General features: G+C 62.2%; 22 protein-coding genes and 7 tRNA genes. 6 read left to right on the top strand and 23 right to left on the bottom strand.

Annotated elements, in window-relative coordinates; all coding sequences use genetic code 11:
• Positions 1-197 precede the first annotated feature (197 nt).
• From asd to leuC, 5 genes are all read right to left on the bottom strand, one after another.
• Positions 198-1,310, bottom strand: a complete 1,113-nt coding sequence (asd, locus tag ACFY9W_RS27455) for an aspartate-semialdehyde dehydrogenase (RefSeq protein WP_201207722.1) — start codon at positions 1,308-1,310, stop codon at positions 198-200.
• Between the two features lie 63 nt (positions 1,311-1,373).
• Positions 1,374-2,456, bottom strand: coding sequence for a 3-isopropylmalate dehydrogenase (gene leuB / locus ACFY9W_RS27460; RefSeq protein WP_391137513.1), 1,083 nt, complete (start codon positions 2,454-2,456; stop codon positions 1,374-1,376).
• Positions 2,457-2,510: 54 nt separating this feature from the next.
• Positions 2,511-3,275 carry a methyltransferase domain-containing protein gene (locus ACFY9W_RS27465; RefSeq protein ID WP_391137516.1) on the bottom strand — a complete coding sequence of 255 codons (765 nt, stop codon included), beginning with the start codon at positions 3,273-3,275 and terminating at the stop codon, positions 2,511-2,513.
• A gap of 129 nt (positions 3,276-3,404) precedes the next feature.
• Positions 3,405-4,049, bottom strand: coding sequence for a 3-isopropylmalate dehydratase small subunit (gene leuD, locus ACFY9W_RS27470; protein ID WP_391137519.1), 645 nt, complete (start codon positions 4,047-4,049; stop codon positions 3,405-3,407).
• A complete protein-coding gene (leuC, locus tag ACFY9W_RS27475; protein ID WP_391137522.1) occupies positions 4,046-5,479 on the bottom strand; it encodes a 3-isopropylmalate dehydratase large subunit in 1,434 nt (477 codons plus the stop codon). Before leuC ends, leuD begins: the two co-directional genes overlap by 4 nt.
• Before the next feature lie 131 nt (positions 5,480-5,610).
• On the opposite strand from leuC, the gene ACFY9W_RS27480 reads away from it, so the two are divergent.
• Together ACFY9W_RS27480 and ACFY9W_RS27485 are read left to right on the top strand one after the other, a co-directional pair.
• Positions 5,611-6,486 (top strand): LysR substrate-binding domain-containing protein, encoded by an 876-nt coding sequence (locus ACFY9W_RS27480; RefSeq protein ID WP_391137525.1) that lies wholly within the window; start codon positions 5,611-5,613, stop codon positions 6,484-6,486.
• 62 nt (positions 6,487-6,548) lie between these two features.
• Positions 6,549-9,845: a PAS domain S-box protein gene (locus tag ACFY9W_RS27485; RefSeq protein WP_391137528.1), complete on the top strand. Its 3,297-nt coding sequence runs from the start codon at positions 6,549-6,551 to the stop codon at positions 9,843-9,845.
• A gap of 57 nt (positions 9,846-9,902) precedes the next feature.
• Here the strand turns inward: ACFY9W_RS27485 and ACFY9W_RS27490 are convergent, their stop codons facing one another.
• The 12 genes from ACFY9W_RS27490 to gltX all read right to left on the bottom strand — a co-directional run bounded on the left by ACFY9W_RS27490 (position 9,903) and on the right by gltX (position 16,263).
• Entirely contained in the window at positions 9,903-10,346 is a 444-nt protein-coding gene (locus tag ACFY9W_RS27490) for an Hsp20 family protein (protein ID WP_051099848.1), read from the bottom strand.
• Positions 10,347-10,570: 224 nt separating this feature from the next.
• Positions 10,571-11,542 carry a tRNA-dihydrouridine synthase gene (locus tag ACFY9W_RS27495; RefSeq protein ID WP_391137531.1) on the bottom strand — a complete coding sequence of 324 codons (972 nt, stop codon included), beginning with the start codon at positions 11,540-11,542 and terminating at the stop codon, positions 10,571-10,573.
• Between the two features lie 51 nt (positions 11,543-11,593).
• Positions 11,594-12,028 carry a thioesterase family protein gene (locus tag ACFY9W_RS27500; protein ID WP_016500875.1) on the bottom strand — a complete coding sequence of 145 codons (435 nt, stop codon included), beginning with the start codon at positions 12,026-12,028 and terminating at the stop codon, positions 11,594-11,596.
• A gap of 185 nt (positions 12,029-12,213) precedes the next feature.
• Positions 12,214-13,047, bottom strand: a complete 834-nt coding sequence (locus ACFY9W_RS27505; RefSeq protein ID WP_391137533.1) for an alpha/beta fold hydrolase — start codon at positions 13,045-13,047, stop codon at positions 12,214-12,216.
• 15 nt (positions 13,048-13,062) lie between these two features.
• Positions 13,063-13,602 carry a TetR family transcriptional regulator gene (locus ACFY9W_RS27510; RefSeq protein WP_391137535.1) on the bottom strand — a complete coding sequence of 180 codons (540 nt, stop codon included), beginning with the start codon at positions 13,600-13,602 and terminating at the stop codon, positions 13,063-13,065.
• A gap of 171 nt (positions 13,603-13,773) precedes the next feature.
• A tRNA-Glu gene (locus tag ACFY9W_RS27515) sits at positions 13,774-13,849 on the bottom strand.
• A 42-nt stretch (positions 13,850-13,891) separates the two neighbouring features.
• Positions 13,892-13,967: transfer RNA gene (locus ACFY9W_RS27520), tRNA-Ala, on the bottom strand.
• Between the two features lie 62 nt (positions 13,968-14,029).
• Positions 14,030-14,105 (bottom strand) — tRNA-Glu (locus ACFY9W_RS27525).
• A 42-nt stretch (positions 14,106-14,147) separates the two neighbouring features.
• A tRNA-Ala gene (locus ACFY9W_RS27530) sits at positions 14,148-14,223 on the bottom strand.
• Positions 14,224-14,276: 53 nt separating this feature from the next.
• Positions 14,277-14,352, bottom strand: a tRNA-Glu gene (locus tag ACFY9W_RS27535).
• Between the two features lie 72 nt (positions 14,353-14,424).
• Positions 14,425-14,500: transfer RNA gene (locus ACFY9W_RS27540), tRNA-Ala, on the bottom strand.
• Between the two features lie 281 nt (positions 14,501-14,781).
• A complete protein-coding gene (gltX, locus tag ACFY9W_RS27545) occupies positions 14,782-16,263 on the bottom strand; it encodes a glutamate--tRNA ligase (protein ID WP_391137538.1) in 1,482 nt (493 codons plus the stop codon).
• Positions 16,264-16,406: 143 nt separating this feature from the next.
• Between gltX and ACFY9W_RS27550 the strand changes: the two genes are divergently transcribed.
• Both ACFY9W_RS27550 and ACFY9W_RS27555 read left to right on the top strand, forming a co-directional pair.
• Complete coding sequence (locus tag ACFY9W_RS27550; protein ID WP_391137541.1) at positions 16,407-17,462, top strand: efflux RND transporter periplasmic adaptor subunit; 1,056 nt, start codon at positions 16,407-16,409, stop codon at positions 17,460-17,462.
• Positions 17,463-17,511: 49 nt separating this feature from the next.
• Complete coding sequence (locus ACFY9W_RS27555) at positions 17,512-19,002, top strand: DHA2 family efflux MFS transporter permease subunit (protein WP_391137563.1); 1,491 nt, start codon at positions 17,512-17,514, stop codon at positions 19,000-19,002.
• Positions 19,003-19,143: 141 nt separating this feature from the next.
• On the opposite strand, the gene uvrB is transcribed toward ACFY9W_RS27555, so the two are convergent.
• Positions 19,144-21,159, bottom strand: coding sequence for an excinuclease ABC subunit UvrB (gene uvrB / locus ACFY9W_RS27560; protein ID WP_391137544.1), 2,016 nt, complete (start codon positions 21,157-21,159; stop codon positions 19,144-19,146).
• A 287-nt stretch (positions 21,160-21,446) separates the two neighbouring features.
• Here uvrB and ACFY9W_RS27565 point away from each other — a divergent pair, with 287 nt between their 5' ends.
• A complete protein-coding gene (locus ACFY9W_RS27565; protein WP_391137547.1) occupies positions 21,447-22,643 on the top strand; it encodes an aromatic amino acid transaminase in 1,197 nt (398 codons plus the stop codon).
• Positions 22,644-22,705: 62 nt separating this feature from the next.
• Positions 22,706-22,781, top strand: a tRNA-Asn gene (locus ACFY9W_RS27570).
• 58 nt (positions 22,782-22,839) lie between these two features.
• Here the strand turns inward: ACFY9W_RS27570 and ACFY9W_RS27575 are convergent.
• The 5 genes from ACFY9W_RS27575 to ACFY9W_RS27595 form a co-directional block, all read right to left on the bottom strand.
• Positions 22,840-23,241, bottom strand: coding sequence for a cupin domain-containing protein (locus tag ACFY9W_RS27575; protein ID WP_391137550.1), 402 nt, complete (start codon positions 23,239-23,241; stop codon positions 22,840-22,842).
• A 217-nt stretch (positions 23,242-23,458) separates the two neighbouring features.
• Positions 23,459-24,019: a DUF1285 domain-containing protein gene (locus ACFY9W_RS27580; protein ID WP_391137553.1), complete on the bottom strand. Its 561-nt coding sequence runs from the start codon at positions 24,017-24,019 to the stop codon at positions 23,459-23,461.
• Positions 24,020-24,029: 10 nt separating this feature from the next.
• Complete coding sequence (locus ACFY9W_RS27585; protein ID WP_391137556.1) at positions 24,030-24,635, bottom strand: DUF4823 domain-containing protein; 606 nt, start codon at positions 24,633-24,635, stop codon at positions 24,030-24,032.
• 66 nt (positions 24,636-24,701) lie between these two features.
• Positions 24,702-25,670 (bottom strand): radical SAM protein, encoded by a 969-nt coding sequence (locus tag ACFY9W_RS27590; protein WP_391137559.1) that lies wholly within the window; start codon positions 25,668-25,670, stop codon positions 24,702-24,704.
• 157 nt (positions 25,671-25,827) lie between these two features.
• Complete coding sequence (locus ACFY9W_RS27595; protein WP_027596088.1) at positions 25,828-26,463, bottom strand: TetR/AcrR family transcriptional regulator; 636 nt, start codon at positions 26,461-26,463, stop codon at positions 25,828-25,830.
• Between the last annotated feature and the right edge of the window lie 438 nt (positions 26,464-26,901).

Here is a 26,901-nt window from a genome sequence, read left to right on the forward strand (position 1 = left end):
GGGCATGATCAGATACCTCCTGATCATGCGTATTAGCCTGTAAACCATGTCCCCGGTTTGGAATGTAAACGATGTCTCCGGTTTGTACCGCGGGCGCGCCCGCTCCCACAGGGATTTGCGCAAATGCCGAGGAATGTTCGCGGGCATAAAAAAACCCGCGCTGTCGCCAGCACGGGTTTTCAGTCAAACCAGAACGATCAACGCTCCAGCAGAATCCGCAGCATGCGGCGCAGCGGTTCGGCGGCGCCCCACAGCAGCTGGTCGCCCACGGTAAACGCGCCCAGGTACTGCGAACCCATGTTCAGTTTGCGCAGGCGGCCAACCGGGATGTTCAGGGTGCCGGTGACCTTGGTCGGGGACAGCTCCTGCATGCTGATTTCACGCTGGTTCGGCACCAGCTTCACCCAAGGATTGTGCTGGCTGATCATGCCTTCGATATCGGCAATCGGCACATCCTTGTTCAGCTTGATGGTCAGCGCCTGGCTGTGGCAACGCATGGCGCCGATGCGCACGCAGATGCCGTCCACCGGGATCGGGCTCTTGAAGCGGCCGAGGATCTTGTTGGTTTCGGCCTGGGCCTTCCACTCTTCGCGGCTCTGGCCGTTCGGCAGTTCCTTGTCGATCCACGGGATCAGGCTGCCTGCCAGCGGTACACCGAAGTTCTCGGTCGGGTAGGCTTCGCTGCGCATGGCCTCGGCAACCTTGCGGTCGATGTCGAGGATGGCGCTGGCCGGGTTGGCCAGGTCATCGGCCACGGCGGCGTGGGTGGCACCCATCTGCTTGATCAGCTCGCGCATGTTCTGCGCGCCGGCACCCGATGCTGCCTGGTAGGTCATGGCGCTCATCCACTCGACCAGGCCGGCTTCGAACAGGCCGCCCAGGCCCATCAGCATCAGGCTGACGGTGCAGTTGCCGCCGATGTAATTCTTGGTACCGGCGTCCAGCTGCTGGTCGATGACCTTGCGGTTGACCGGGTCGAGGATGATCACCGCGTCATCCTGCATGCGCAGGGACGAGGCGGCGTCGATCCAGTAACCCTGCCAGCCGGCTTCACGCAGCTTGGGGAAGACCTCGTTGGTGTAGTCGCCGCCCTGGCAGGTCAGGATCACGTCGAGGGTCTTGAGTTCTTCAATCGAATAAGCGTCCTTGAGTGGCGCTGTATCCTTGCCCACGCTCGGGCCCTGGCCGCCAACATTGGAGGTGGTAAAGAACACCGGCTCGATAAGGTCGAAATCCTGCTCCTCCAGCATCCGCTGCATGAGCACGGAACCGACCATACCGCGCCAACCGATCAGACCTACACGTTTCATCGCAACTACACCTTCGCTAAAAGTGGGCCGCCACCGGGAATTTGGGGTGGCGGGCCAGAGAGATTACAGATTCCGCAGCGCTGCGACTACTGCGTCGCCCATTTCCTGCGTACCCACTTTACGGCAACCTTCCGAGAAGATGTCGCCGGTACGCAAACCCTGGTCCAGAACCAGGCTTACGGCCTTCTCGATCGCCTCGGCGGCAGCCGACTGATTAAAGCTGTAACGCAGCATCATCGACACCGACAGGATGGTCGCCAGCGGGTTGGCGATACCAAGGCCAGCGATGTCCGGTGCCGAGCCGTGGCATGGCTCGTACATGCCCTTGTTGTCGGCATCCAGCGACGCCGAAGGCAGCATGCCGATGGAACCGGTGAGCATGGAAGCTTCATCCGACAGAATGTCACCGAACATGTTGTCGGTCACCATCACGTCGAACTGCTTGGGTGCACGCACCAGCTGCATGGCGGCGTTGTCGACGTACATGTGGCTCAGTTCCACATCCGGGTAGTCCTTGGCCACGTCTTCGACCACTTCACGCCACAGCTGGCTGGAAGCCAGGACGTTGGCCTTGTCGACCGAGCACAGCTTCTTGCCGCGCACGCGGGCCATGTCGAAGCCGACACGGGCAATGCGGCGTACTTCGCTTTCGCTGTACGGCAGGGTGTCGTAGGCCTGGCGCTCGCCGCCTTCCAGCTCGCGCTGGCCACGCGGGGCACCGAAGTAGATACCACCGGTCAGCTCACGGACGATGAGGATATCCAGGCCGGAAACGATCTCTGGCTTAAGCGACGAGGCATCGGCCAGTTGCGGGTAGAGGATGGCCGGGCGCAGGTTGGCGAACAGGCCCAGCTGCGAACGGATTTTCAGCAGGCCGCGCTCAGGGCGGATGTCACGCTCGATCTTGTCCCACTTTGGCCCGCCCACGGCGCCCAGCAGCACGGCATCGGCCTTGCGCGCACGCGCCAGGGTTTCGTCGGCCAGCGGCACGCCGTGCTTGTCGATGGCGGCGCCACCGATCACGTCGTGCTCCAGGCTGAAACCGAGCTGGAACTTGTCGTTGGCCAGTTCCAGCACCTTGACCGCTTCGGCCATGATTTCCGGGCCGATACCGTCACCTGGGAGAATCAGAATCTGCTTGCTCATGCTTTCCTCTATCCATTCACGCGGTGCGGCCAAACGGGCCCCACCGAAAAGTGCTTAACGCTCGGCCCACAACACCAGCACATCGGTGCTGAACGAGCCGTCGGCCTCGATCTGGTAATACTGCCGTACTTCTTCGCCCATGGCTTGCTGCAATTGGCGGATGGCCACGCGCATCGGCTCGGGTGTACGCATGCGTTCGACCCAGCTGGTGAACTCCAGCCGCAGTGGCTGGCGCGTGTGGCTGCGCACATGCAGGCCGGCTTCGCTGACCTGGCGCTGCCATTCGGCGGCGGAGTAGTCGCGCACATGGCTGGTGTCGCGCAGCACCTCGACCGTTTGCAGGTAGGTGTCGAGCAGCGGGCTGCCCGGCGACATCACGTCGATGAACGCCGCCACGCCACCTGGCTTGAGCACCCGGCGCACCTCGCGCAGGGCCAGGCCCAGGTCGCTCCAGTGGTGAGCCGAGTAGCGGCTGAACACGAAGTCGAACGAGGCATCGGCGAACGGCAAGCGTTCGGCGGCGCCGCGTTCGGTAGTGATATTGGCCAGGCCGCGCTCGGCGGCGGCGCTGGCGACCACGTCGAGCATGGATTGCGACAGGTCGTAGGCGACCACTTCAGCAACCAGCGGGGCGACGTGGAAACTGACATGACCGGCACCGCAGCCCAGGTCCAGCACGCGGGCAGCACCCTGCCCCGCCAGCTCGGCCTGCAGCAGGGCGAATTCGCTGCCCTGGGCGTGCACGGCGCTGCTGAGGTAGGCACTGGCCTGTTCGCCGAACTGGCGTTGGACCACATCGGTGTGCTGGGTGCTGGTCATGTCTTGATCCTTTAGATTTTTGTTGCCTGTACCGGCCCTTTCGCGGGCATGCCCGCTCCCACAACGATCGCGTAACCCTTGTGGGAGCGGGCATGCCCGCGAAGAGGCCAGTACTGCTACCTACAAACTTCAGGCATCGCGGAACAGCCAAGGCTGCCCGGCGCGGTGCTTGCCTTCGAAGGCCTTGATTGCGTCGCTGTCCTGCAAGGTCAGGCCGATGTCGTCCAGGCCGTTGAGCAGGCAGTGCTTGCGGAATGCATCAATCTCGAAATGCAGTACCTTGCCATCCGGGCGGGTCACCGCCTGCGCTTGCAGGTCGATGGTCAGCTGGTAGCCCGGGTTGGCTTCGACCTGCTTGAACAGCTCGTCCACTTCTTCATCGCTGAGGATGATCGGCAGCAGGCCGTTCTTGAAGCTGTTGTTGAAGAAGATGTCGGCAAAGCTCGGCGCAATGATGCTGCGGAAACCGTACTCGTCCAGCGCCCAAGGGGCGTGCTCACGGCTGGAGCCGCAACCGAAGTTCTCCCGCGCCAGCAACACGCTGGCACCCTGGTAGCGATCGTGGTTGAGCACGAACTCCTGGTTCACCGGGCGCTTGCTGTTGTCCTGGTAAGGCTGGCCCACATCCAGGTAACGCCATTCGTCGAACAGGTTAGGGCCAAAGCCGGTGCGCTTGATCGACTTCAGGAATTGCTTGGGGATGATCTGGTCGGTGTCGACGTTGGCACGGTCCAACGGCGCGACGAGGCCAGTGTGCTGGGTAAAGGCTTTCATGCTGCGCTCCCTTGGATCAACTCGCGGACATCGATGAAGTGGCCGGTTACCGCGGCAGCGGCAGCCATGGCCGGGCTGACCAGGTGGGTACGGCCACCGGCGCCCTGACGGCCTTCGAAGTTGCGGTTGGAGGTGGACGCGCAGTGCTCGCCGCTCTCCAGGCGGTCCGGGTTCATCGCCAGGCACATCGAGCAGCCTGGCTCACGCCATTCGAAACCGGCTTCGACGAAGATCTTGTCCAGGCCTTCACGCTCGGCCTGGGCCTTGACCAGGCCCGAACCCGGCACGACGATAGCCTGCTTGACCGTAGCGGCCACCTTGCGGCCCTTGGCAATTTCAGCCGCAGCACGCAGGTCTTCGATACGCGAGTTGGTGCACGAGCCGATGAACACGCGGTCCAGCTGGATATCGGTGATCGCCTGGTTGGCGGTAAGGCCCATGTACTTGAGGGCGCGTTCGATAGAGCCACGCTTGACCAGGTCGGCTTCGGCAGCCGGGTCTGGTACACGCTGGTCAACAGCCAGGACCATCTCGGGCGAGGTGCCCCAGCTGACTTGCGGCTTGATCTGTGCTGCGTCCAGTTCGACCACGGTGTCGAAGACGGCGTCGTCATCCGACACCAGGTCTTTCCACGACTCGACCGCTTGTTCCCATTGCTCGCCTTTTGGCGCGTATGGGCGGCCTTCGACGTAGGCAACGGTGGTGGCGTCGGTGGCAACCAGGCCCACACGGGCACCGGCTTCGATCGACATGTTGCAGATGGTCATGCGGCCTTCCATCGACAACTCGCGGATGGCGCTGCCGGCGAACTCCATGGCGTGGCCGTTGCCACCGGCGGTACCGATCTTGCCGATCACGGCCAGCACGATGTCCTTGGCGGTAACGCCGGCCGGCAATTGGCCGTCCACACGCACCAGCATGTTCTTCATCTTCTTGGCGACCAGGCACTGGGTGGCGAGCACGTGCTCGACCTCGGAGGTGCCGATGCCATGGGCCAAGGCACCGAAGGCGCCGTGGGTGGATGTGTGCGAGTCACCGCAGACCACGGTCATGCCCGGCAAGGTGGCACCTTGCTCCGGGCTGATGACGTGGACGATGCCCTGGCGCTCGTCATTCATCTTGAATTCGGTGATGCCGTATTCGTCACAGTTCTCGTCGAGGGTCTGCACCTGAAGGCGCGACACCTGGTCGACGATGGCCCCGATACCGCCCTTGCGCTCTGGCGTGGTTGGCACGTTGTGGTCGGGCGTGGCGATGTTGGCGTCGATGCGCCATGGTTTGCGGTTGGCCAGGCGCAGGCCTTCGAAGGCCTGGGGCGACGTCACTTCGTGGATGATGTGGCGGTCGATGTAGATCAAGGACGAGCCGTCATCACGGCGCTTGACCTCATGGGCTTCCCAGAGTTTGTCGTAGAGCGTTTTGCCAGCCATCAGACTGTTCCTCATCAGCGTCTTTCTATGCCAAAAACCCCTTGGCTTGTATGGACGATGCTATGGGGTTAGATTGAATAACTCAAATTCATAATTTTTATGCTTTGGATAACCCAAAGGAATACGAAACCATGGACCTGGCCAACCTCAGCGCCTTTATCGCCATCGCCGAAACCGGCAGCTTCTCGGGGGCGGCCGAACGCCTGTTCCTGACCCAGCCGGCCATCAGCAAACGCATCGCGGGCCTTGAGCAGCAGCTGGACGTGCGCCTGTTCGACCGCCTGGGGCGCGAGGTGACCTTGACCGAGGCCGGGCGCGCCCTGCTGCCGCGGGCCTACCAGATCCTCAATGTCCTTGATGATACCCGCCGGGCACTGACCAACCTGAACGGGGCGGTGAGCGGTCGCCTGACCCTGGCCACCAGCCACCACATCGGCCTGCATCGCTTGCCGCCGTTGTTGCGGGTGTTCACCCGCCAGTACCCGGCGGTGGCGCTGGATATTCAGTTCATGGATTCGGAACAGGCCTACGACGAAATCCTGCATGGCCGCGCCGAAATAGCCGTGATCACCCTGGCGCCAGAGCCCCATCACCTGGTCAAGGCCGTGCCGGTGTGGGACGACGCCCTGGACTTTGTCGCCGCCCCCGAGCACCCGCTGGCCAACAATGCAGTGGGCCTGGCCGATGTGGCCCGCCACCCGGCGGTTTTCCCCGGCGGTAACACGTTCACCCACCACATCGTCCAGCGCCTGTTCGAAAGCCAGGGCCTCACGCCGAACATCGCCATGAGCACCAACTACCTGGAAACCATCAAGATGATGGTGTCGATCGGCCTGGCGTGGAGCGTATTGCCGCGCACCATGCTCGACGAACAGGTTGCACCTATCGCTTTACCCGGCATACAGCTGTCGCGCCAGCTAGGCTACATTTTGCACACGGAGCGTACGCTATCGAACGCGGCCAGGGCATTCATGGCCCTGCTCGACAGCCACGCGGGGCCCGCCTGACCGGCCGTCAGCCAGGTAATTCCGAAACCAAGGACGCGTCATACGCCAAAGGTCTGGTACCGATGCCCAAATCAGCAAACCGCTTTTTGCGCCTGCCGCGAATACCTGCGGCCGACCCCCAGGAATCCGAACAGGCCTGGCAAAACGCCCCGCAGCTGCTGGCGGCCCTCAACGGCGCACGCCTGGGGGCCTGGCTATGGGATATCGAGAGCGGCCGGGTCAGCTGGTCACGGGGCACCCAGGCCCTGTTCGGCTTCGACCCGCAGCGCCCGCTGCCTGCCGATGTCGACTACCTCGACCTGCTGCCCGAGGAAGACCGCGCACGCACGCGCCAGGTGTTCCAGGCGGTGTTCAACGGCGAACCGGTGGAGCAGGCCATGCGCCACCGCATCCGCTGGCCGGACGGCAGCCTGCACTGGCTGGAGATCAACGGCAGCCTGACCCACGACTCACACGGCCGGCCACAGATGATCGGGGTGATCCGCGAAATCACTCGCCAGCGTGAGCGGGAAACCGCCCTGATCAACTCGGAAAAGCGCTTTGCCACGCTGTTCCATCTCAGCCCCAACGCCATTTTGCTGACCCGCCGCCACGACGGCATGATCTTCGAGGTCAACCAGCACTTCGAAGACATGTTCGGCTGGCCCGGCAGCCAGGTGATCGGCAAGACCAGCCTGGAGCTGGGGCTGTGGGTAAACCCCGAGCAGCGCCACCAGGTGATGGAGTCGACCCGCGCCAACGGCGGCCCGCTGATCATGGAGGTGCAGTTCCGCGCGACCAGCGGCAAGGTGCATGATGGCATCCTCTGCACGCAGGGTATCGAGCTGGAAGGTGTCACCTTCCTGATCAGCACCTTCGTCGACACCACCGAGCGCAAGCGCGCCGAGCAGGCCCTGAAAGACAGCCAGGAACGCCTGGACCTGGCCCTGGACTCCGCACAACTGGGTACCTGGGACTGGCACATTCCCAGCGGCATGCTCTACGGCTCGGCCCGCGCCGCACAACTGCACGGCCTGCCGCCGATCCCTTTTCACGAGTCGTTCGATGCGTTTTTCGAGGGTGTGCCAGAGCAGGAACGCAACTCGATGCGCCAAGCCTACCGCAGCCTGCGCGAAGGGCCTGCCGGCAACTACCAGATCACCTATCGGGTACAGCTGGAAAACGGCATATCGCGCTATATCGAAAGCCGCGCCCGGCTATACCGCGACGAACAGGGCAACCCGCTGCGCATGGCCGGCACCCTGCTCGACATCACCGACCAGGTGGAGCGCGAGCAGCGCCTGAGCGCTTCGGAAGAGAAATTTGCCAGCCTGTTCCAGGTCAGCCCCGACCCGATCTGCGTCACCCGCCAGGACACTGGCCAGTTCATCGAGATCAACCCGGCGTTCAGCCAGACCTTTGGCTGGGACAGCAACCAGGTGATCGGCCGCACCGCCGAGGAAATCGGCTTGTGGGCCGAGTCCATCGAGCGCGCCCAACGGATCGAGCGGGTCATACGCGAACAGGCCCTGAGCAACGTCGCCGTCGTGGTCAACCACCGCAACGGCGCGCCGTTGACCTGCGTGATCTCCAGCCGCCTGATCACCGTTGACGACCAGCCCTGCAGTGTCACCACCCTGCGCGACATTACCCAGCAGCAACGCGCCGAGGCCGCGCTGAAGTCCAGCGAAGAGAAATTCGCCAAGGCCTTCCACTCCAGCCCCGACGCCATCACCATCACCGAGCGCCACAGCGGCCGTTACCTGGAAATCAACGACGGTTTCTGCCGCCTGACCGGCTACAGCGCCGCCGAAGTGGTGGGCCATACCGTCTACGAAATCGGCATCTGGGCCGACGACAAGCAACGCAGCGCGCTGCTGGCCGAGCTGCGAGACCGCGGCCGGGTGCACCACCGCGAGATGCTGGGGCGCAACAAGCGTGGCGATATCCTTACCGTGGAGGTGTCGGTGGAACCGATCACCCTCAACGAGGTGGACTGCCTGTTGCTGAACGCCCGCGACGTCAGCCAGTTGAAAAATGCCCAGGCGCAGATACGCCACCTGGCCTACCATGACCCGCTCACCAACCTGCCCAACCGCGCCCTGCTGATGGACCGCCTGAGCCAGCAGATCGCCCTGCTCAAACGCCACAACCTGCGCGGCGCCCTGTTGTTCCTCGACCTCGACCACTTCAAGCATATCAACGACTCGCTGGGCCACCCGGTGGGCGACACGGTGCTGAAGATCATCACCGCCCGCCTGGAAGCCAGCGTGCGCCTGGAAGACACCGTGGCCCGGCTGGGTGGCGACGAGTTCGTGGTACTGCTCAGCGGCCTGGAAGGCAGCCGTGAACTGGTGGAGGAAAAAGTACGCGAATTGGCCGACACCCTGCGCGAACTACTGGCCGAACCCATGTCGCTGGACGGCCAGCGCCTGCAGGTAACGCCCAGCATCGGCGTGGCGCTGATCCCCGACCATGGCGCCACCCCGGCCGACCTGCTCAAGCGTGCCGATATTGCCCTGTACCGTGCCAAGGACTCCGGGCGCAACACCACCCAGCTGTTCCACACCACCATGCAGAAGGCCGCCAGCGAGCGGCTGCGCATGGAAAACGACCTGCGCCTGGCCCTGGCCCGTGGCGAACTGGCGCTGCACTTCCAGCCGCAGGTGGATGCCCGCGACAACCGCATCGTCGGCGCCGAGGTACTGCTGCGCTGGCACCACCCGCAACTGGGCCAGCAGCCACCCGGGCAGTTCATCCAGGTGCTGGAAGAAAGCGGCCTGATCCTGGAAGTTGGCAGCTGGATCCTCGATGAAGCCTGTGATGCTTGCGCCCGCATGCTGGCCGACGGGCTGATCGACGCAGACGATTTCAGCCTGTGCGTGAACATCAGCCCGCGGCAATTCCGCCAGAACGACTTTGTTGGGCGGGTGCTGCGCAGCCTGGACGACTATCGCCTGCCGCGGCACATGCTGAAACTGGAAATCACTGAAGGCATCGTCATCCAGAACCTGGAAGACACCATCAGCAAGATGCGTGAACTGAAGCGCTACGGTGTAAGTTTTGCCATGGATGACTTCGGCACTGGCTACTCCTCACTGACCTACCTCAAGCGCCTGCCGGTGGATGCGCTGAAGATCGACCAGACCTTCGTGCGTGACGCGCCAATCGACCCTAATGATGCGGAAATTGTCCGCGCCATCGTCGCCATGGCCCGCAGCCTGGACCTGGCCGTGATTGCCGAGGGGGTCGAGTTGACCGAGCAGCTGGAGTTTCTGGAACGGCTGGGCTGCCACTTGTACCAAGGTTACCTGCACAGCCGACCGTTGCCTTTGCCGGAGTTCCGGCAGATGTTGCTGGAGGCACCAGCAGGTTACTGAGCCAACCCACAAACGCAAGAAGGGCACCCGAGGGTGCCCTTCTTCACATCAGCGTGATCAGTTCAGCGCTGGCTTGTCGCCATTGATCGGGATGCGCTTGGCCTTGGCTTCTTCAGGCACGATGCGCAGCAGGTCGATGCTGAGCAGGCCATTGGCCAGGCCGGCGGCTTTCACTTCAATGTGGTCAGCCAGGCGGAACGACAGCTTGAAGGCGCGTTGCGCGATACCCTGATGCAGGTAGGTCACTTCAGCGGCGCCATTGTCGCGCTTGCCACCGGTCACGGTCAGGACGCCTTTCTCGACCTGCAGGTCGAGGTCCTGCTCCTGGAAACCGGCTGCGGCAACCACGATGCGGTAGTGGTCATCGCCATGCTTTTCCACGTTGTAGGGCGGGTAGCTGCTACCGGCCTCGTTACGTGCCGCGGATTCGAACAGGTCGTTGAAACGGTCGAAACCAACGGAATGGCGGAACAGTGGAGCGAGGGAGAAAGCGGTGGTCATGGTCATGAACTCCTGAGATTCAGCAAGTAAGTCATTACGCGACCCGACTTCGGCATCGCGTACTCAAGAGATATGGCCAGGGGAAATGCTTTCAAGGGGCAAGCAGAAAAAATCTGAAATCGGCGCAGCCCTTTTCGCGGGCACGCCCGCTCCCACAGGATCACCACAGTCCTCAGGACCGGTGCAATACCTGTGGGAGCGGGCGCGCCCGCGAAAGGGCCAGATCAGGCAACACAAGCCTCGAAAGCAGCCGCCTCAACCCCCAACAACCGGCTGATCCGTGCACAATCATCCTCCCGGCGCAACTCGGCAAACAACACCACCGCCTCAGGGTAACTGCGGGTCAGCATCGCCAGCCACTGCTTCATCCGCCCCGGCGCATAGCGCGGCGAGAGCTTGTGTTGCGCCTGGCGCCAGAACTCGCGCAACAATGGCAGCAAATCACCCCAACTCATCGGTTGATAGTCCCGCCCGTTACGCGCCGCGGCAATCTGCAGGCCCAGGTCGGGGCGCGATACCAGCCCCCGGCCCAGCATGATGTCTTCAGCACCGCTGACCTCACGGCAACGCCGCCAGTCATCGACGGTCCAGATCTCGCCATTGGCAAACACCGGCACCTTGACCACATCCTGCACCCGCGCCACCCACTCCCAGTGCGCTGGCGGCTTGTAACCCTCGACCTTGGTCCGCGCATGCACCACCAGGTGCGCCGAACCGCCTTCGGCCAGCGCCGTGGCACACTCCAGCGCACCGTCGGGGCTGTCGAAGCCCAGGCGCATCTTCGAGGTTACCGGGATATCGGCCGGCACGGCACGACGCACTTCGCGCACAATTGCATGCAGCAGTTCCGGCTCCTTCAGCAACACCGCACCACCGCGCGACTTGTTCACGGTCTTGGCCGGGCAACCAAAGTTCAGGTCGATCACCGGCGCGCCCAGCTCGCAGGCCAGCGCGGCGTTTTCCGCCAGGCACACCGGGTCCGAACCCAGCAGCTGTACACGCATCGGCACACCGGCAGCCGTGCGCGCCCCGTGGCGCAGCTCGGGTGCCAGCTTGTCGAACGACGACGGCGGCAGCAGGCGATCGCACACACGAATGAACTCGGTGACGCACCAGTCGATACCGCCCACGCGGGTCAGCACGTCGCGCAGGATGTTGTCGACCAGCCCCTCCATGGGGGCCAGGGCAATTTGCATGTGAGGGTCTCGGCGGAAAAAGCCGGCAGTCTAACAAAAAATGCCGGTGTTTCAGGCGCCGATCAGCGCCGGGCCGTAACCCTCGACGAATTCCGCCGGCATGCGCTTGGGCTTGCCGCTGGACAGTTCGATGCAGGCAAAGGTGGTTTGCGCACGCAGCAGGGTCACGCCGTCACGCGGGCGCTTGAGCTGGAAGCGTCGCGTCATGCGCAGGCGCTGATCCCAGTCGATGATCCAGGTGGCCAGTTGCAGTTCGTCGTCCTCGTAGGCGGCGGCCAGGTAGTCGATTTCGTGGCGCACCACCGCCATCGCCCGGTCCAGGCGCCGATACTCGGCCAGGTCCAGCCCCAGGCGTTGGGAGTGGCGCCAGGCGCAGCGCTCCAGCCAGGTGACGTAAACCGCGTTATTGGCGTGGCCGAGGCCGTCGATGTCCTCGCTGCCGACGCGCAGGTCGATGACGAAGGGTGTTGCCAGGTCCCAGCTCATGTTCGCTTCCTTGGCGCAAAAGTCGATTTAGCAGCGACCTGCGGGGCAATGTCCAGCCCCTGTGGAGGATTTACCGGCCTCATCGCCGGCAAGCCAGCTCCCACAGGTACGGCGCACACTTTGAGTCCCGCACAGTTCTTGTGGGAGCTGGCTTGCCGGCGATGAGGCCAGCACAGGCAGCACCATCAGGCGCTTTGCCGCGCTGGGGCAGCAGCCCGGGCCAGCAATTCGAGCACGGCTTCACTCACCCGCGGGTCGGACAACACACGCTGGTGCCCACCCTGCTCCAGCAGCATCAGCCGGCTATCGAACCAGGCTTTGTGAATAACCTGGGCCTCATCGGCAGCCACCAAGGCGTCATCGGCGGCATGCACCACCAACCCCGGCAGCTCCAACTGGTAACCGGTCACATCCAGCCGCGCGATCTGCATGCCCACATCCCGTTCCACCTGGCGGATAAAGGCTGCCCGCGCCCGTGCCGGCAGCCCCAGGTGGTGGGCAAAGCCACGCAATACGCCCAGCAGCCGCGCCGGGGCCGCTATGCTGACCGCCGCCTCTGTACGCAACCCCATCTGCAAGGCCAGCAATACACTGGCACCACCCATCGAGTGGCCAATCACAGCACGCAGCGGCGGCAACTCGGCAGCGGCCTCCAGCAGCGCCCGGGCAAACAGCACTACATTCGCCTGCTCACCAGGCGAACGCCCATGCCCCGGGCCCTCCAGCGAGACCACCGTGTGCCCAGCCTGAACCAAGGTTTCGATCAAGGCGGCAAACTGGGTCGGGCGCCCTTCCCAACCATGCATCAGCAGCACGGTCGGCCCTTTGCCCCAGCGCAAGGCAGACAAACCGAAACGCAGGGTAATGCGCTCGGCGCTGGCCAGCACGGGCAACTCCCAATCCCGCGGCGGCAGATTGCGCGGGGTCATGAAGGCGCGGCGCATCTTGCCTGCGACATGCTCGGGGGCCAGGCGGCCCAGGGTGCCATTGACACCACGAATCCAGCTCAGGGTAGTCATCGCCATGCTCCAGGGTTAAAGCACCGCCGATTTGGCGGCGCGCAGAATACGGTCAGACAGTTCACCAGTACCCAAGGCACGGGCCAGGGCAAGGCCGCCAACCATGAGTGCCAGGTCGGCCAGTGCCTTGTCGGCATCTTCCGGGCGGTCGACCATGGCAGCAGTCATCAGCTCGATGTGTTCGGCCAGTACCTCACGGAAGGCTTCCGGCAGGCGCTGCATCTCGCCCAACGAATTGGGTAGCGGGCAGGCGTGCACTTCGGCATCCCGGTGTTTACGCGACAAGTAGAAGGCACTGGCCAGCGCCCGCCGCCCCGCACCATCGAGACTGGGGTCGATCTGGGCAAGCAAGGCACGGCGCTCACCCAACAACTGGCGGAACGCTTCGAGCATCAGTTCGTCCTTGCTGTCGAAGTGGGCATAAAAACCACCGACGGTCAGGCCTGCCGCGCCCATTACCTGGCTAACGCTGGGCTCGGCCGGGCCGTGCTGGATCAGCGCGTTGCGTGCAGCTTCCAGGATGCGCTCGCGGGTTTTGCTTTTCTTGTCGCTCATCAGGCACTCGCCAATCAAAATATGATGATCGAAATATTATTCTCATCATATTTTTTGGCAAGCCGAATTTGTTGCCGTCTGTCGGCAGTCATTTTTCGGAAGGGAGAAAAAACAAAAGGCCCATTCAATAAGTGAATGAGCCTTAAAAGTCCCGCAAAACGCGGGTAAATATGGCGTCCCCTAGGGGACTCGAACCCCTGTTACCGCCGTGAAAGGGCGGTGTCCTAGGCCACTAGACGAAGGGGACGTAACCTTCGCAAAGATTCACTTACGTGAACCCTGGCAGAAATGGTGGAGCTAAGCGGGATCGAACCGCTGACCTCCTGCATGCCATGCAGGCGCTCTCCCAGCTGAGCTATAGCCCCGAAACAAAAGACTCATCAATAAGCGACGAGCCTTTTTAAGCCCTGCAAAACGCAGGAAAAAGTGGCGTCCCCTAGGGGACTCGAACCCCTGTTACCGCCGTGAAAGGGCGGTGTCCTAGGCCACTAGACGAAGGGGACGTAACCTTCGTGCCGGCTCGCTTACGCGAACCGCGGCAAAATTGGTGGAGCTAAGCGGGATCGAACCGCTGACCTCCTGCATGCCATGCAGGCGCTCTCCCAGCTGAGCTATAGCCCCGGATTTTTAGCCTCGCGGCCCAGCGACATCCTGAAACATCGCTTGTGTAAAACTGGCGTCCCCTAGGGGACTCGAACCCCTGTTACCGCCGTGAAAGGGCGGTGTCCTAGGCCACTAGACGAAGGGGACGAACCTTCTTACCTTCAAGACCCGGTTGCTGGACCCGGTCTTGCTTATCAGCCTTGGCTGCTAAGCGGAATTTGGTGGAGCTAAGCGGGATCGAACCGCTGACCTCCTGCATGCCATGCAGGCGCTCTCCCAGCTGAGCTATAGCCCCACAATGTCGCTTTGAACAGAACCGCTGGCTGGGTGCCTGGCGTTTCGTTTTCGTTCATCGCTGTGGACGGGGCGCATATTAAGTTCGGATTGCAGGGCTGTCAAACTAATTTTTTAAAATAATCAAAAAATTTTTCACAGATAACAATCACTTACCGCCCTGCCCCAATTTTTCTGGGTGGAGCCGGGCCCGTGGGAGCGGGCGTACCCGCGAATGCGATGGTAGATCAAACACCGCATTCGCGGGCACGCCCGCTCCCACAGGTTAGGTGTAACGCTGAATCAGGCGATGGAAGCCAGCAGCTTTTCCCATTCTTTGTTTTCTTTCTTCGACACGCCACCCAGCAGGTCCAGCGCCTGGCGCAAGCGGTAACGGGTCAGGTCCGGGCCGAGGATTTCCATGGCGTCCAGCACCGAAACCGAACTGGCCTGGCCGGTGATGGCAGCGAACATCAGCGGCATGGCATCGCGCAGCTTCAGTTCCAGCGCCTCGACCACGGCCTGGATGCAGCCGGTGATGCGCTCTTTTTCCCACTGGCGCAGGCTTTCGAGCTTCCACAGGATCAGCTGGATCACCTGGCGCACCTGGTCGGCCGACAGTTTCTTGCTTTCGAACAGCTTGGCATCCAGCTTCAGCGCGCCTTCGAAGAAGAACCCGCCCAGCGGGGCAACCTGGCTGAAGGTTTCAACGCGACCCTGCACGTGCGGGGCGATTTTCATCATGTAGTCGCTGTTGAACGCCCACTTCTGCAAGCGCGCGGCAAACTCCTCGACCGGCAGCTCACGCAACCACTGGCCGTTGAGCCACGACAGCTTCTCGATGTCGAAGATCGGGCCACCCAGCGAGATACGCGACAGGTCAAAGTGCTCGACCATCTCGGCCAGCGAGAACTTCTCACGCTCGTCCGGCATCGACCAGCCCATGCGGCCCAGGTAGTTGAGCATTGCCTCCGGCATGAAGCCCATGCGCTCGTAGAACGTAACCGAGGTCGGGTTCTTGCGCTTGGACAGCTTGGACTTGTCCGGGTTACGCAGCAGCGGCATGTAGCAAAGCTTGGGCTGCTCCCAACCAAAGTATTCGTACAGCTTGATCAGCTTGGGCGCCGACGGCAGCCACTCTTCACCACGCAGTACGTGGGTGATGCCCATCAGGTGGTCGTCCACCACGTTGGCCAGGAAGTACGTCGGCAGCCCGTCGTTCTTCATCAGCACCTGCATGTCCATGCGGTCCCACGGGATTTCAACGTCGCCGCGCAGCATGTCCGGGACCACGCACATGCCTTCGCTCGGCACCTTCATGCGGATCACGTGTGGCTCGCCTGCGGCCAGGCGGCGCTGCACTTCCTCGGCGCTCAACAGCAACGCGCGGCCGTCATAACGTGGGGTTTCGCCGCGGGCTTGCTGCTCGGCACGCATCTGGTCCAGCTCTTCAGCGGTGCAGAAGCAGTAGAAGGCGTGGCCGGCATCAACCAGCTCCTTGGCGTACCTGGCGTAGATCTCGCCACGCTCGCTCTGCCGGTACGGGCCATGGGGGCCGCCGACGTCCGGGCCTTCGTTCCATTCGATACCAAGCCAGCGCAGGGCGTCGAAGATCTGTTGTTCCGACTCGCGCGTGGAGCGCAGCTGGTCGGTGTCTTCGATGCGCAGGATGAACTCACCGCCGTGCTGCTTGGCAAAGCAGTAGTTGAACAGGGCGATGTAGGCAGTGCCGACATGGGGGTCGCCGGTAGGCGATGGCGCGATACGCGTGCGTACGGTGGTCATGGAGAGTCTCGAACGAAAGATGAAACAAAGGCGGGATGTTAGCAGGTGGCAGGCACCGGGCTCCAGCAATGGCGCGAACGTCACTTGTCGACAGGCCCTGCGCCGCTGTTAAATTTATTTACATTTCTGGAACGATAGTCCCCATGCCTGCCCAACTCAAACGCCGCCTGCTGGTTTTTTTTACCCTCGTGGCCCTCATCGCCCTCGCCTTCCTGGCCCACTGGTACTTCAAGGGCCGCTTCTACGAGAGCACCGACAACGCCTACGTGCAGGGCGAGATCACTCGTATTTCCAGCCAGCTGGGTGCCCGCATCGACGCGGTGCCGGTCGAGGACAACCAGCACGTGAACAAAGGTGACCTGCTGGCAAGGCTGGAGGCGGCCGACTTCGAACTGGCCGTAGCGCGCGCCCGCGCAGCACTGGCTACCCGTGAAGCGGAATACGCACAGGCACAAAGCCGCCTGACCCAACAGGGCAGCCTGATTGCTGCCGGGCAGGCGCAGGTAGCGGCCAACCAGGCAACCTATGAGCGGTCGCGGGTGGACCTGAGCCGCGCCGAAAAGCTGCGCAAGCCCGGTTTCATATCCGAAGAACGGGTCACCACCCTGTCGGCCGACAGCCATGTCGCCGGCTCCCAGGTCGACAAGGCCCGCGCCGACCTGCAAAGCCAGCGCCAGCAAGTCAACGCCCTGAACGCTGACCTCAAGCGCCTGGACGCACAAATCGCCAATGCCCGCGCCGACCTGGCCCAGGCCGAACTGAACCTGAGCCGTTGTGAAATCCGCGCACCGATCAGCGGTACCATTGGCCAGCGCAATGCGCGCAATGGCCAGGTGGTGCAGGCCGGCGCCTACCTGATGTCGATCGTGCCCGACGAAGATATCTGGGTGCAGGCCAACTTCAAGGAAACCCAGATCGGCCGCATGCACCCCGGCCAGCGTGCCGAACTGCTGTTCGACAGCTACCCAGACACCCCCATCGAAGGCCGGGTCGACAGCCTGTTCGCCGCCTCGGGTGCGCAGTTCAGCCTGCTGCCGCCAGACAACGCAACCGGCAACTTCACCAAGGTTGTGCAGCGCATCCCGGTCAAACTGACTTTCCATGCCAACAACCCGCTGCACGGGCGTATCCGGCCCGGCATGTCGGTGACCGCCACCGTAGACCTGCGCACTGAAGACGAAGGCCACAATGGCCGGTGACGCACTGCTGCGCCCCACTGCGGAGCCGACCCGGCGCGACTGGATCGCGGTGATGAGCGTGATGCTCGGCGCCTTCATGGCCGTGCTGGACATCCAGATCACCAACTCATCGCTCAAGGACATCCAGGGCGCATTGTCGGCCACCCTGGAGGAAGGCTCATGGATTTCCACCTCCTACCTGGTGGCGGAAATCATCATGATCCCGCTGACCGCCTGGCTGGTTCAGCTGTTGTCTGCCCGCCGCCTGGCGGTGTGGGTATCGGCGGGGTTTCTGTTGTCGTCGCTGCTGTGTTCGATGGCCTGGAACCTGGAGAGCATGATCCTGTTCCGTGCCTTGCAAGGTTTTACCGGCGGGGCGCTGATCCCGCTTGCGTTTACCCTCACCCTGATCAAGCTGCCCGAACACCACCGCGCCAAGGGCATGGCCATGTTCGCCATGACCGCCACCTTCGCCCCGTCCATCGGCCCCACCCTGGGCGGCTGGCTGACCGAGAACTGGGGCTGGGAGTACATCTTCTACATCAACATCCCGCCGGGCCTGGTGATGATCGCCGGCCTGCTGTACGGGCTGGAGAAAAAGGAGGCGCACTGGGAACTGCTCAAAAGCACCGATTACGCCGGCATCGTCACGCTGGGCGTAGGCCTGGGCTGCCTGCAAGTGTTTCTGGAGGAAGGCCACCGCAAGGACTGGCTGGAGTCGCCTTTGATCGTCGGCCTGGGCAGCATCGCCCTGGTCAGCCTGATCACCTTCGTCATCCTGCAGTATTCCAAGCCGCAGCCGCTGATCAACCTGCGCATCCTGGGCAACCGCAATTTCGGCCTGTCGAGTATCGCCAGCCTGGGCATGGGCGTGGGGTTGTACGGCTCGATCTACCTGTTGCCGCTGTACCTGGCGCAAGTGCAGGGCTACAACGCCCTGCAAATCGGCGAGGTGATTATGTGGATGGGCGTGCCGCAGCTGTTCCTGATTCCGTTGGTGCCACAACTGATGAAAGTGGTGTCGCCCAAGCTACTGTGCGCCCTCGGGTTCTGCCTGTTTGGCGCCGCCAGTTTCGGCTCGGGCGTACTCAACCCGGACTTTGCCGGGCCGCAGTTCAACCATATCCAGATCATCCGCGCCCTTGGCCAGCCGATGATCATGGTGACCATTTCGTTGATCGCCACATCGTACATTCAGCAGCAGGACGCGGGGTCGGCGTCGAGCCTGTTCAACATCTTGCGTAACCTGGGTGGCGCAATCGGGATTGCCTTGCTGGCCACGTTGCTGGATGCGCGGACCAAGGTGTATTTCGATTACCTGAGGGAGTCGATAGTGCCAAGCAACCCCCAGGTGGCAGAGCGGCTGGCGCAACTGGCGGAGCGGCTGGGCAATGACAATGCAGCCCTGGGCAAGCTGAGCGAGATTACCCACCAGCAGGCGTTGATCATGGCTTACAACGATGCCTTCCACTTTGTCGGGATTGGTTTGGCGGTGAGCATGGTGGCGGTGCTGTTGACCCGCAAGTTGCCGCAGGGGTTGAAGGCTGGGGAGGCGCATTGAGTCAATTTCAGCTGCTACGCGGCCCTGTGGGAGCGGGCAAGTCGAGGCGTCGAACCGCCGCGAACACCGGCAAAGCCGGTGCCATCCACCGCGTTGCCTGCTTCGCGGGCACGCCCGCTCCCACAGGGCCGGCGTCAGGGCTCAGCTGGTAATCAACCGCTCGCGCAGTTGGGTGATTTCGTCGCGCAACTGCGCCGCGGCCTCGAACTCCAGGTCGCGGGCAAACTGCATCATCTTCTCTTCCAGCTGCTTGATGCGCTTGGTGATCTCGCCCGGCGTACGCAGTTCGGCCTCGTAACGGGCGCTCTCCTCTGCCGCCTTTGCCATGCCCTTGCGCTTCTTGCTGCGCGCGCCGGGCACGGTAGCGCCCTCCATGATGTCGGTGATGTCCTTGACCACGCCCTTGGGCACGATGCCATGCGCTTCGTTGAAGGCGATCTGCTTTTCGCGGCGCCGCTCGGTTTCGTCTATGGCACGCTGCATCGAGCCCGTGACGTTATCGGCGTAAAGGATTGCCCGGCCATTGAGGTTACGCGCAGCACGGCCGATGGTCTGGATCAGTGAGCGTTCGGACCGCAGGAAGCCTTCCTTGTCGGCATCCAGGATCGCCACCAGCGACACTTCCGGCATGTCCAGGCCCTCGCGCAGCAGGTTGATACCCACCAGCACATCGAAGGTACCCAGGCGCAGGTCGCGGATGATCTCCACCCGCTCCACGGTGTCGATGTCCGAGTGCAGGTAACGCACCCGCACGTCATGGTCGGCCAGGTAATCGGTCAGGTCTTCGGCCATGCGCTTGGTCAGCGTGGTGGCCAGCACCCGCTCGCCCTGCGCCACGCGCTTGCGGATTTCCGACAGCAGGTCGTCGACCTGGGTCAGTGCCGGGCGTACCTCGACCTGCGGGTCGACCAGGCCGGTGGGGCGCACCACCTGCTCCACCACGCGCCCGGCGTGCTCGGCCTCGTAAGGCCCGGGGGTAGCGGAGACGAAGATGGTCTGTGGGCTGACGTCCTCCCACTCGTCAAAGCGCATGGGCCGGTTGTCCAGCGCCGAGGGCATGCGGAAGCCGTACTCCACCAAGGTTTCCTTGCGCGAGCGGTCGCCTTTGTACATGGCACCGACCTGCGGCACGCTGACGTGGGATTCGTCGATCACCAGCAGCGCATCTGCCGGCAAGTAGTCGTACAGGGTGGGCGGCGGCGCCCCGGCCGGGCGCCCGGACAGGTAGCGCGAGTAGTTCTCGATACCGTTGCAATAGCCCAATTCCAGGATCATTTCCAGGTCGAAACGGGTGCGCTGTTCCAGGCGCTGCGCTTCCACCAGCTTGTTGGCCTTTTGCAGGTACTCCAGGCGCTCCTTCAGCTCTTCCTTGATGCCCTCCACCGCCTCCAGCAGGGTTTCCCGCGGGGTGACGTAGTGGCTCTTGGGGTAAAAGGTAAACCGCGGCAGCTTGCGGAAGACCTCGCCAGTGAGCGGGTCGAAGGCAGCGATGTTTTCCACCTCGTCATCGAACAGTTCGATGCGGATGGCTTCAAGGTCCGATTCAGCCGGGAAGATGTCGATCACATCACCGCGCACGCGGAAGGTGGCGCGGGCAAAGTCCATTTCGTTACGGGTGTATTGCAGATCAGCCAGCCGACGCAGCAGCGCACGCTGGTCAAGCTTGTCGCCCCGGTCTACGTGCAGGACCATTTTCAGGTAGGACTCGGGGCTACCCAGGCCGTAGATGCACGACACGGTGGTGACGATGATCGCGTCGCGCCGCTCCAGCAGCGCCTTGGTCGCCGACAGGCGCATCTGCTCGATGTGGTCGTTGATCGAGGCGTCCTTCTCGATGAAGGTATCCGACGACGGCACGTAGGCTTCCGGCTGGTAGTAGTCGTAATAGGAGACGAAGTACTCCACCGCATTGTTGGGGAAGAACGCCTTGAACTCGCCGTACAACTGCGCGGCCAGGGTTTTGTTCGGTGCCAGCACCAGCGTCGGGCGCTGCACCTGCGCGATAACGTTGGCGATGCTGAAGGTTTTGCCCGAACCGGTCACGCCAAGCAGCGTCTGGTGCGACAACCCCGCCTCGATACCTTCGACCATCTGGCGGATGGCCTCGGGCTGGTCGCCAGCAGGCTGGAAACGGGTGACGAGCTGGAACTCGGACATGTCGGACCTCGCGGTGCTGCAGCAACTGTAAATTTAGCCAGTAGTCTATACCCAAATGCGCCCGCCCGGGGGCGCTTTCAAGGCGTAGCTGTGAACGCGTGTAACGGTGGACCCGGCAATTAGACCAATGGTCGAAAAATATTTGCGCAAATAGCCGGAAAAGCTGTGCCAGAGTGTCGCAGTGACCGGGCGGTATCACTATACTGACTCCCCGTTTGTGCACCGCTTCAGTGCATTCGGCTGGAGCGTGTACGTCCTATCACTCTCCAATCAGAGCCAAGGTAACAATGAGCCTGTTTTCCGCTGTCGAGCTGGCACCCCGCGACCCTATCCTGGGCCTCAACGAAGCATTCAACGCCGACCCACGTACCGACAAGGTCAACCTGGGCGTGGGCGTGTACTGCAATGAGGAAGGCCGCATTCCGCTGCTGCGCGCCGTGATCGAAGCCGAGACCCAGCGTGCTGCCCAGCACGCCTCGCGCGGCTACCTGCCGATCGACGGTATCGCCACCTACGACCAGGCTGTGCAAAAACTGATCTTCGGCGCCGAGTCGCCACTGCTGGCCGCCGGCCGCGTGGTTACCGTGCAGGCCGTCGGCGGTACCGGCGCACTGAAGATCGGTGCCGACTTCCTCAAGCGCCTGTCGCCCAACGCCGTAGTGGCAATCAGCGACCCGAGCTGGGAAAACCACCGCGCCCTGTTCGAAACCGCTGGTTTCCCGGTTCAGAACTATCGCTACTATGATGCACCGAGCAACGACGTCAACCGCGCCGGCATGCTCGAAGACCTGAACAACCTGCCGTCCGGCTCGATCGTGGTACTGCACGCCTGCTGCCACAACCCGACTGGCGTCGACCTGGGCCTGGACGACTGGAAAAACGTCCTGGAAGTGGTCAAGGCCAAGGGCCACGTACCGTTCCTCGACATGGCCTACCAGGGCTTTGGTGACGGCATCGCCGAAGACGCCTTCGCCGTGCGCCTGTTCGCCGAGTCGGGCCTGGAGTTCTTCGTTTCCAGCTCGTTCTCCAAGTCGTTCTCGCTGTACGGCGAGCGCGTGGGTGCGCTGTCGATCGTTACCGCTTCCAAGGACGAGAGCACCCGTGTGCTGTCTCAGGTAAAGCGCGTGATCCGCACCACCTATTCCAACCCGCCAACTCACGGTGCAACCATCGTTGCCACCGTGCTGAACAGCGACGAGCTGCGCCAGATGTGGGAAGCCGAGTTGGGCGAGATGCGCCAGCGCATCCACGGCATGCGCCAGCAAATGGTCAGCCTGCTGGCTGAATATGGCGCCAAGCGTGACTTCAGCTTCGTTGGCCGCCAGGCTGGCATGTTCTCCTACTCGGGGCTGACCGTTGAGCAGGTTGCCCGGCTGAAGAACGACTTTGGTATCTACGCACTGGACACCGGCCGCATTGCGGTGGCTGCGCTGAACCAGAGCAACATCCATGTGGTGACCAAGGCCATCGTGGAAGTGCTGTAACTCATTGTTTTGCCAAGAGGTAGCTTGACATCTTCTTGGCAATCAGTAAGATACGCGCAGATTCCGCGATAGCTCAGTCGGTAGAGCAAATGACTGTTAATCATTGGGTCCCTGGTTCGAGTCCAGGTCGCGGAGCCAAACACTGAAAAAGCCCCCGGGTGCGCAAGCAACCGGGGGCTTTTTCGTTGCATCGGGTTTATTGGCCCAGCGGCTCGGTCACTGGCTTGCCCTCGTCCACCAGGCTCCACACCAGCAGCTTGGCGGGTTGGGTTTTGCTGGCGTTGCGCGACACGCTGTGCACGGTGCCTGGCGCTTCGTACCAGTATTCGCCCGCCTTGTAGGTCTTTTCCTGCTCGTTGTTGAGTTTCGATACCACTGCCCCTTCCAGCACGTAGGCCATTACCGCGCCCGGGTGCTGATGTGCGGGCGAGGCCTCGCCGGGGGCGTAGCTCACAGTGAGCATGACGGCAGTTTTGCCGGGGGCATTCGAGGGTTGTTGTTGCTGCAGGACTTTGACCTGGTCGGCGACGTCGCCGTGCGCCCAAGCAGGGGCTTGAACGGCAAGCAGGGCGAAGAGGATCAAGGTAAGTGGTTTCATCGCGGGCAACTCCTGGGTGGCAATTGCCAGCAGGTTAGGCCCTCATTGGCTGAAGACAAATGGCCAATTCGAGGTAAAAGCAGGGGGCCGATTTTGCCTGTGCCGGCCTCTTCGCGGGCATGCCCGCTCCCACAAGTTCTCCACAGGCTTCAGGGGCTGCGCTGTACCTGTGGGAGCGGGCATGCCCGCGAAGAGGCCGGCACAGAAAAAAGACCTCTCAGCTACTACGCCCAATCGGGTAAAACTCGCCCTGGCTCCATACGCCCAACCATTCCTCCCCCTCGATCTCACGCGGCACCGCCAGCTCCACCAACTGGTAGAACACATTGCGATGAATCAGCGCCTCAAGGTTGCTGCGCATCAGCACATACGGCGATGGTTCCTGCGTCACAGGGTCGATCACCACGCGCAGCGGGCTGTCGGGCCCGGCATCCACCTGGTCCTCGACATTGCTGGTAAAGCGCAGCACCTGCTGTTCGCCCTCCCCCAGCACCTCCAGCGCCACCGCCACGAACGGCGCATCGTCGACACGAATGCCGACCTTTTCCACTGGCGTGATCAGGAAATAGTCATCACCATCGCGGCGGATGATGGTGGAGAACAAACGCACCATCGGCTTGCGCCCGATCGGCGTACCCAGGTAATACCAGGTGCCATCGCGGGCGATGCGCATGTCGATGTCGCCGCAGAAGTCCGGATTCCACAGATGCACTGGCGGCAGCCCCTTTGCCTTGGGGATCTGTGCCAGAAGATCATTGGCCTTGCCGGAATCACTCATCACGCCTGCCTCATTCGCTCATGCCCAGAAGGCTACGAGCGTACTCGCGCATCGGTGCGCCAAGCAAATCTTCAGGGGTGTTGTCGTGGAACGTCAACAAACCGCCACGGCTCTTGATGCGCGCAGTGTCGACCAGGTAGCGGGTATTGGTTTCGATCAGCATCATCTGTACCACACCACTGTCCCAGCCCAATCGGTCGACAGCCTGTTCGTCGTACCACTCGTCACCATTGCCGATGCGGTCGTCGGTACGCGCAAAACGGGTGTACAGCACGTAATCGGCACCGACCGAACGCGCCTGGGCAATGGCATCTTCCAGGCCCAGTGGGCCTTGGGCACGGCGCACCAGCGGGAAATACTCGACAAAGCTTTTGAAGGCCTCGTCGGCTACAGCGTTCTGCCGTGGTACCGGCCCCTTGCCGGGCGGCACGAAGGCACCCTGGCCGATGAAGATGAACGAATCGGGCTGCAGGCGGATAGACAGCGTGCGACGGGTATCACTGTGGTCCAGCAGACCGGCATCGCTCATGTGATAGCGCACGCCCTCGCCCATATCGCTGACTTTCATGCAGCCGCCCAGCGCCATCAGCGCCAGCAGCAAGACCAGGCTACGCATCTTTCCTCCAGTGGCCGGCGACGAAAAACCGGCGAATAGCTGGCGGATGCAGCTTTTGCGCCAGCTTCAGCCGCCGATCACCTTCATCACCATCACATCCCCGGAAAACGCCAGGTCCTGCTTGTCTGCCAAGGCCTTGACCAGCAGGCGCTGCAGGGCCGGCAATGCCTGATGGCGTGGCTTATCCAGCAGGTCGCCGACGAAATGGCGACTGCCAGACGACAAGCAGCCATGCAGCCAGCCCGTGGAGGACAAACGCAACCGCGAGCAGGTACGGCAAAACGGTACGCTTTCGTTGGCGATGACGCCGAAGTGGCCAACCCCTGGGATTTCATAACGCAAGGCGGTGGCATCCAGCGGAGCATCAACCTGGACATAGGCATGCTTGCTGCCAATCAGCGCGAGCAACTGGTCAAGGCCGAAGAACTGCTGCAGGAAGACGTTGCTGTCACGGGCAAGGTGGCCCATGCGCATAAGCTCGATGAAGCGCAACTCGAAACCACGCGCCAGGCAATAGTCCAGCAGCGGCAACACCTGGTCGACATTCTGCCCGCGCATTGGCACCATGTTCACCTTGATCCGCATACCCAATGCACTGGCCTGCTCCATACCTGCCAGCACGGTTGCCAGATCGCCGCCCCGGGCGATGCGGCGGAAAGCCTGGGGATCGAGGGTGTCGAGGGAAACATTCAGTCGACGGACACCGGCCGCCTGCAACTGGGGCAACTTGCGCTGCAACAGCTGACCATTGGTGGTTAGCGAAATATCGTCGAGCTGAAGCTTGGCCACTGCCCCCAAAAAAGCATCCAGACGCGGGCTGACCAGCGGTTCACCGCCCGTGATGCGCAGCCGCTCGATACCGGCCGCCTCGATCAGGTAAGCCACTCCACGCGCCATGGCATCTGCCGACAATTCGTCCTGCGCCGCCACCAGGCGCTTGCCATCGGGCACGCAGTAAGTGCAAGCATAATTGCAAGCAGCCGTCAGGCTGACGCGCAGGTTGCGAAAACGCCTGCCTTGACGATCGACAATCATGAAAGACTCCAGCATGGATGATGAGGGCTGGCAAAACCTGACTCATAAATCAGGTTTTTGCAAGCCCCATAACATCATCGAAAGCCAAAGCTGTGTTGTAGCAGCAGCCTGGTGCTGCGAAAGGGCCGGTACGGCGTACTGGCCTGAACCGAGGGGTTCAGTGGGTCGGCTCCGGGTCGCGCTTGCGCTTGTTGCCCATGCGCACGCCAATGTCCATCAGGAACTGGAAGAAGCCTTCCTGATCCTCCAGCACATTGCTCCAGAATGGCGAGTGGTACAGCGCCACCGCGCCATGCACCAGCGCCCAAGCCGCGCAGTAGTGGAAATAGGGCGGTACGTCTTCGAGCTTGCCTTCGCTGATGCGGCCCTTGATCAGCTGGGTCAGGCGGTCGAAGTTGGAAGCGCGGATGCTGTGCAGTTGCTCGACCATTTCCGGTACCTGGTTGCCCTTGACCACCTTCTCTTCCAGGCGGTCGAACAGCCGGTAACGTTGAGGGTCGCGCATGCGGAACTCGAAGTAGGCGCGCGACAGGGCCTCCTTGTCGCGGTCGACGTCAGCCGAGTGCAACAGTTCGTTCAGGTCGCGCTCGTAATCGAGCATCAGGCGCAGGTAGATTTCCGCCTTGGACTTGAAATGCTTGTAGATCGTGCCTTTGCCGATACCCACGGCGTCGGCGATCATCTCGACGGTGACGCTGTCCTCACCCTGTTCGAGAAACAGTTTGAGCGCGGTATCGAGGATTTCCTGTTCGCGACGGCGAAATTCACGGACCTTACGAGGTTCTTTCTGCATGGGAAGGACTGGATGACAATCGAAGCGGTTTATTATGCCTAACTTGCGGGAAATTGCACGGATCATCCAAGCATGTCTGTGTTTCACGATGCATATGGCCATGCGATGCAGGAGGATTGGAGCGTTGGCGTATTCCAAATTTGTTTAAAAAACGACCAATCCAGGCTGGCACTGCGCCAAACCTGACCAATACTTGAAGTGTTGGCGCGGCGCATCCCCCCCAAGTGGCGCGCCGATAAAGGTGCTCAGGGACCGCGTACCTTTGTTTTACTCCTAATGGTCTTAACCCGGATTCCCCCCCCAGAACCCGGGTTTTTTTTGTGCAATGCTTTTGATCTGGCTTTTGATCTTGATCTTGATCTTGATCTTCGCGACTTCAGGAGGCCGAGCGGAGGGATTGCGGAGGGAGGTGACGGGCATGGATGCCCGTCAAGCGCT

The organism is Pseudomonas sp. NPDC008258 (assembly GCF_042956345.1).
In the GTDB taxonomy this organism is placed as follows: Bacteria; Pseudomonadota; Gammaproteobacteria; order Pseudomonadales; family Pseudomonadaceae; genus Aquipseudomonas.

Bases quoted from the DNA above. Each gene is read 5' to 3' on its own strand.
- asd (WP_201207722.1), bottom strand. From the start codon at position 1,310: ATGAAACGTGTAGGTCTGATCGGTTGGCGCGGTATGGTCGGTTCCGTG.
- leuB (WP_391137513.1), bottom strand. From the start codon at position 2,456: ATGAGCAAGCAGATTCTGATTCTCCCAGGTGACGGTATCGGCCCGGAA.
- ACFY9W_RS27465 (WP_391137516.1), bottom strand. From the start codon at position 3,275: ATGACCAGCACCCAGCACACCGATGTGGTCCAACGCCAGTTCGGCGAA.
- leuD (WP_391137519.1), bottom strand. From the start codon at position 4,049: ATGAAAGCCTTTACCCAGCACACTGGCCTCGTCGCGCCGTTGGACCGT.
- leuC (WP_391137522.1), bottom strand. From the start codon at position 5,479: ATGGCTGGCAAAACGCTCTACGACAAACTCTGGGAAGCCCATGAGGTC.
- ACFY9W_RS27480 (WP_391137525.1), top strand. From the start codon at position 5,611: ATGGACCTGGCCAACCTCAGCGCCTTTATCGCCATCGCCGAAACCGGC.
- ACFY9W_RS27485 (WP_391137528.1), top strand. From the start codon at position 6,549: ATGCCCAAATCAGCAAACCGCTTTTTGCGCCTGCCGCGAATACCTGCG.
- ACFY9W_RS27490 (WP_051099848.1), bottom strand. From the start codon at position 10,346: ATGACCACCGCTTTCTCCCTCGCTCCACTGTTCCGCCATTCCGTTGGT.
- ACFY9W_RS27495 (WP_391137531.1), bottom strand. From the start codon at position 11,542: ATGCAAATTGCCCTGGCCCCCATGGAGGGGCTGGTCGACAACATCCTG.
- ACFY9W_RS27500 (WP_016500875.1), bottom strand. From the start codon at position 12,028: ATGAGCTGGGACCTGGCAACACCCTTCGTCATCGACCTGCGCGTCGGC.
- ACFY9W_RS27505 (WP_391137533.1), bottom strand. From the start codon at position 13,047: ATGACTACCCTGAGCTGGATTCGTGGTGTCAATGGCACCCTGGGCCGC.
- ACFY9W_RS27510 (WP_391137535.1), bottom strand. From the start codon at position 13,602: ATGAGCGACAAGAAAAGCAAAACCCGCGAGCGCATCCTGGAAGCTGCA.
- gltX (WP_391137538.1), bottom strand. From the start codon at position 16,263: ATGACCACCGTACGCACGCGTATCGCGCCATCGCCTACCGGCGACCCC.
- ACFY9W_RS27550 (WP_391137541.1), top strand. From the start codon at position 16,407: ATGCCTGCCCAACTCAAACGCCGCCTGCTGGTTTTTTTTACCCTCGTG.
- uvrB (WP_391137544.1), bottom strand. From the start codon at position 21,159: ATGTCCGAGTTCCAGCTCGTCACCCGTTTCCAGCCTGCTGGCGACCAG.
- ACFY9W_RS27565 (WP_391137547.1), top strand. From the start codon at position 21,447: ATGAGCCTGTTTTCCGCTGTCGAGCTGGCACCCCGCGACCCTATCCTG.
- ACFY9W_RS27575 (WP_391137550.1), bottom strand. From the start codon at position 23,241: ATGAAACCACTTACCTTGATCCTCTTCGCCCTGCTTGCCGTTCAAGCC.
- ACFY9W_RS27580 (WP_391137553.1), bottom strand. From the start codon at position 24,019: ATGAGTGATTCCGGCAAGGCCAATGATCTTCTGGCACAGATCCCCAAG.
- ACFY9W_RS27585 (WP_391137556.1), bottom strand. From the start codon at position 24,635: ATGCGTAGCCTGGTCTTGCTGCTGGCGCTGATGGCGCTGGGCGGCTGC.
- ACFY9W_RS27590 (WP_391137559.1), bottom strand. From the start codon at position 25,670: ATGATTGTCGATCGTCAAGGCAGGCGTTTTCGCAACCTGCGCGTCAGC.
- ACFY9W_RS27595 (WP_027596088.1), bottom strand. From the start codon at position 26,463: ATGCAGAAAGAACCTCGTAAGGTCCGTGAATTTCGCCGTCGCGAACAG.